The organism is Catenibacterium sp. GCM10023432, from assembly GCF_042651925.1.
Classification (GTDB): Bacteria; Bacillota_I; Bacilli_A; order Erysipelotrichales; family Coprobacillaceae; genus Catenibacterium; species Catenibacterium mitsuoka.
This window is the reverse complement of record NZ_JBHSEB010000108.1, coordinates 1-3,812: the sequence shown is the minus strand read 5'-3', so window position 1 is coordinate 3,812 and position 3,812 is coordinate 1. Positions and strand designations below refer to the sequence as shown.

Here is a 3,812-nt window from a genome sequence, read left to right as displayed (position 1 = left end):
AGGCACTAGATATTAAGAATGCAGGATATCAGGTGGTAGGTAGATATCTGACAGGAACAGCAAATGGAAAAAGAAAGTTCATTACATTTGAAGAAATCAAAAACATTGAAAGTGCTGGATTAAGAGTATTCCCTATCTATCAGGATGGAGGATATAAAGCAGAGTATTTTCAGAATCTTAGACAGGGCATTGTAGATGCACATACAGCAATTACAGCAGCTAAGAGAATCGGTGTTCCTGATGGAACAACCATCTATTTTGCAGTAGACTTTGACTGCTATGATTATCAGATGAAATCATTTATTGTTCCATACTTCAAGAAACTGAATCTTGTATTTGATAGTGAAACAAATAATAAAAAGTATAAGGTAGGAATTTATGCACCAAGATATATCTGCTCTTATATCAGTAAAAAAGGCTTAGCGGAATATTCATTTGTAGCTGATATGTCAAGCGGATACAGCTGCAACTTAGGTTATCCTATTCCGAAGAACTGGGCGTTTGATCAGTTCTTCGAATTTAATGTGAATAATGGTGGGCAATTCCCTTCAAGTCCTTCATTTGATTTAGATAAGGCAGGATATTCAGGTAGAGATAAGGGTATTACAACATTTGATAAAGTGCCTTATATGTCACCGGATCAATTAGCAGAAAAGAATTCCAATATTATTTTAGATATTCAAAGAGATCAATATGTTTATAATGTATTTGAACCTTTAGGTTATTTAGATAAAGTTTATAATAGCAGTCTTACTTATAAGAAAGAATTTTTATTAGATACTATTTTATTAAATGGTTTGACAATAAAAATAACAGCGGAAGTATCTGGTACATTAACTACTAATTTTGATAGTACTCCGATTACAATCGATTTAAATAATGAAGGAGAGTTAACAGCATCTTGTGAAGCAGAAATAGAAGGTATGATTGCAGGTATGGAAATTAAAGATTTTGAAAATATTGATATTATTAATTCTACTATCAATGATTTAAAAGATGTTGCTAAATCAGTGACATCAGGACAAATAGGTGTGAAAGTGAATTTGAATGGAACTTATCCAAAATTAACATTTGTTATTACTACAGATGATATTTTTCCAGATTCTGCTACTGTAGATCAAGAAATTACAGTTGAAATAAGTTTTGAAATTATTCCAAACCCAACACCTGATGTGGATTATAAATTGGATTCAAAAACTCTAACTAATCTTGCAATATCTGCTGCAGTTGTTATTGGATTAATAGCATTTCTATCTAATCCAGGAACTGCACCATTAGCTACAGAATATTTAATGGCGTTAGGTGTTGTTGCATAAAATTACTAAAGAATTGTATCTATCTTAAAAAATAAATACAATTCTTTTTATATTGCCTAAATTTAGTATATAAAAATAGTTGACAGATAATGATGATATGATAAATTACTCATTAGAGGGTGATATTGAATGAGGATTGAAGTTCAAAATAATGTAATTAATAAAGAAGTTCTTGAAAGGAATAAAAAATATTTGATGCCTAATTGGAAGAATAATTTGGCAAGAATATATATTATATTATTTCTTGTACTATCTATAATCTGTTTAATACAGGGAACTTCTGAAATGAGACTATATGCATTTGCTGCTTTTACAGTTGCAGCAGTGTTTTTCTTCGCTCGTATTTATGTTACTAAAAGAAACATCAATTTAATTTTAGCTAAACAAATTGAGATGTTAGGAAAAGAAGAAGTATTTTATTCGTTGATCTTTGGAAATAGTGGTGTCAATATAATTGTATCAAGTGATAAAACAAGTCAAATAAAGTATGAAGATATTAACAAGATAATTGATACACCAAAAGATTTTGTATTTATAAGTAAACATAGCTTTTTTATTATTTGTCAAAAAGATAATTTAAAGAGCGATGAAAAAGAAAAAATATATGAAATAATAAAGCGTATGAATATAAAGTTAGTAAAGGGAAAATAAATGTTGTATTCAATATAGTGGGCAATGTTGTTTTGCAGATAATAATGAACTATTAAACCTATTACAAAGTATACCTAATGTTAAGTGGAAAGAGGCTAAACACTGGACACTAATCTAGAAAGTAATAATAGATAGAATTATAAGGACTGTGCATTTACTAATAGGGGTTTATTCCCCTGTTTTTTTTATGTATACTTGATTAAAAGCGAGGTAATAAGAAAAATGTTATTTAATACACATACACATTTAAATAGTGAACAATTATTTGAAAATCGTGATTTATATATTCAGAATGCAATAGAAAGAGGTGTGAAGTACTTTACTGTTGTAGGTTATGATTTAGAGTCTTCACGTCTTGCAGTACAGATAGCGCATGAGTATGACTTTATTTATGCTGCAGTAGGTATTAGTCCTAATGATTGTAAAGAGACAACAGATGAGGATTTAGAGGCAATAGAAGCACTTGCGAAAGATCCTAAGGTTGTTGCTGTAGGTGAAATAGGATTAGATTACTATTGGGATGAAGCATCTAAAGAAAAACAGATTGACTGTTTTAAGAAACAGTTAGAAATAGCCAAGAGATTATCTTTACCTGTTACTATTCATGCCAGAGATGCTTATGAAGATACATTGGATATACTTTCTAAGTCGGGTGTAAAAGGTATTATGCATTGTTATAGTGGAAGTTATGAGATGGCTTTAAGATTCATTAAGATTGGTTATTATATTTCTTTGGCAGGTCCTGTTACTTTTAAGAACGCGAAGGTTCCTAAAAGAGTCGCTGAAGGCGTAGATTTAAACTATCTACTTGTAGAAACAGATGATCCTTATCTCACACCAGCACCTTATAGAGGAAAGCAGAATGAACCAGGTAATGTCTATTTTGTTGCCCAAAAGATTGCTGAACTAAAAGGATTAAGCTACGAAGAAGTCGCCAAACAGACAACAGAGAATGCACTTGAAGTATTCCAGTTAAAGAAATAGTAATTAAAATAGAGTATAATATAGTCTATCAGGAGGCTTTTATGAACATTTATGATAAGCTCGAACAGTTATCACTTACAGAAAGTGAAAAAATACTTATAGACTATGTTGTAGAACATTCAGAAGATATTATGAATATGTCTGCTTCAGATATTTCTAAAAACAGCTATGTGTCTGTTTCTACTATTTATCGAATTATTGATAAACTAGAACTTTCAGGTTTACAGGCATTTAAATCCCATATTCATTTTGATCGTGAAAGATACTAGAAAGAACTTATTTCAGTGGACTATAACTATCCTTTCAGGATCAATAACACAAACCATGAAATAATGACTAAAATGTTGAATCTCTATGACCAGACACTTCATTCTACATTAAACCTAGTGAATCTAGATGAATTTGGTAAAATTGTCCAGAAAATGTATAATGCAAATGTTATTGCGTTATTTCCTTCTATAGGTAATTTCTTCATGGCTGAGTGTTTTAGACAGAACATGTTAGAAATAGGCAGAGATGTCATAGTAGAAAAACAGATTTTCTATCAAACAAAGGTTGCTGAAACATTAAAAAAAGGAGACCTCGCAATTGTGATCTCCTATGCCAATAGAATACCTCATGTAGAAGATTTCATCCGTGTGATGAACAAGAACCAGGTGACAACTGTTCTTATTTCTTCTACTAAAGAGAGTGAATTATCTAAACTCGTTGATTATCATCTCTATTTTGCATCCTATGAAGATTCAGAAGAAAAGATTGCATCTTTTTCTTCAAGAGCTTCACTACAGTTCTTATTAGACAATATGAAATGACGAGGAGGAAACAAAAAAAGTAACTCTCCTTAATTGTTCAATCGTGGAT

The 3,812-nt window shown here is 30.7% G+C and carries 5 protein-coding genes; all 5 read left to right on the top strand.

The window, feature by feature from the left end; translation table 11 throughout:
* Window positions 1-1,316, top strand: a 1,316-nt coding sequence (locus ACFOZZ_RS12910; protein ID WP_376815395.1) for a glycoside hydrolase domain-containing protein, incomplete at its 5' end; no start/stop codon positions are given.
* A gap of 129 nt (window positions 1,317-1,445) precedes the next feature.
* Window positions 1,446-1,967, top strand: a complete 522-nt coding sequence (locus tag ACFOZZ_RS12905) for a YcxB family protein (protein ID WP_055234928.1) — start codon at window positions 1,446-1,448, stop codon at window positions 1,965-1,967.
* A gap of 222 nt (window positions 1,968-2,189) precedes the next feature.
* Window positions 2,190-2,951 carry a TatD family hydrolase gene (locus tag ACFOZZ_RS12900; RefSeq protein ID WP_376815394.1) on the top strand — a complete coding sequence of 254 codons (762 nt, stop codon included), beginning with the start codon at window positions 2,190-2,192 and terminating at the stop codon, window positions 2,949-2,951.
* A 41-nt stretch (window positions 2,952-2,992) separates the two neighbouring features.
* The gene (locus ACFOZZ_RS12895; protein ID WP_055234925.1) at window positions 2,993-3,220 is read left to right on the top strand and encodes a hypothetical protein; all 228 of its coding nucleotides are present in this window, start codon (window positions 2,993-2,995) and stop codon (window positions 3,218-3,220) included.
* 63 nt (window positions 3,221-3,283) lie between these two features.
* Complete coding sequence (locus tag ACFOZZ_RS12890; protein WP_376815393.1) at window positions 3,284-3,763, top strand: MurR/RpiR family transcriptional regulator; 480 nt, start codon at window positions 3,284-3,286, stop codon at window positions 3,761-3,763.
* Window positions 3,764-3,812: the final 49 nt, after the last annotated feature.